Consider the following 259-nt stretch of genomic DNA (forward strand, 5'->3'; position numbering starts at 1 on the left):
GTAGTAGAAGGCCTGGAAGTCGCTCGCGCGCAGGGAGGGCGAGAAGTACCAGCCCTGGGCCATGGGAATGCCGGCGTCGCGCAGGAAATCCCGTTGGGCTTCGGTCTCGACCCCCTCGACGATCACCTCGAAGGCGTTGGTGCGCATGAAGGTGACGAGGGCCTGCATGCGCGGATCGGCGGGGCCGGCGGCGAGCATGCTGTCGGCGAAGCTCTTGTCGGTCTTGATGATGTCGATGCGGACCCGGGACATCAGCAGC

Annotated in this window: 1 protein-coding gene; it reads right to left on the reverse strand. The window is 66.0% G+C overall.

All coding sequences use genetic code 11. From position 1 onward, the window contains the following. The coding region (locus tag SB660_RS21735; protein ID WP_410584497.1) for an EAL domain-containing protein at positions 1-259 on the reverse strand (259 nt) is incomplete at both ends.

This window comes from Bacillus sp. SIMBA_005 (genome assembly GCF_046535585.1).
Lineage (GTDB): Bacteria > Bacillota > Bacilli > Bacillales > Bacillaceae > Bacillus > Bacillus pumilus.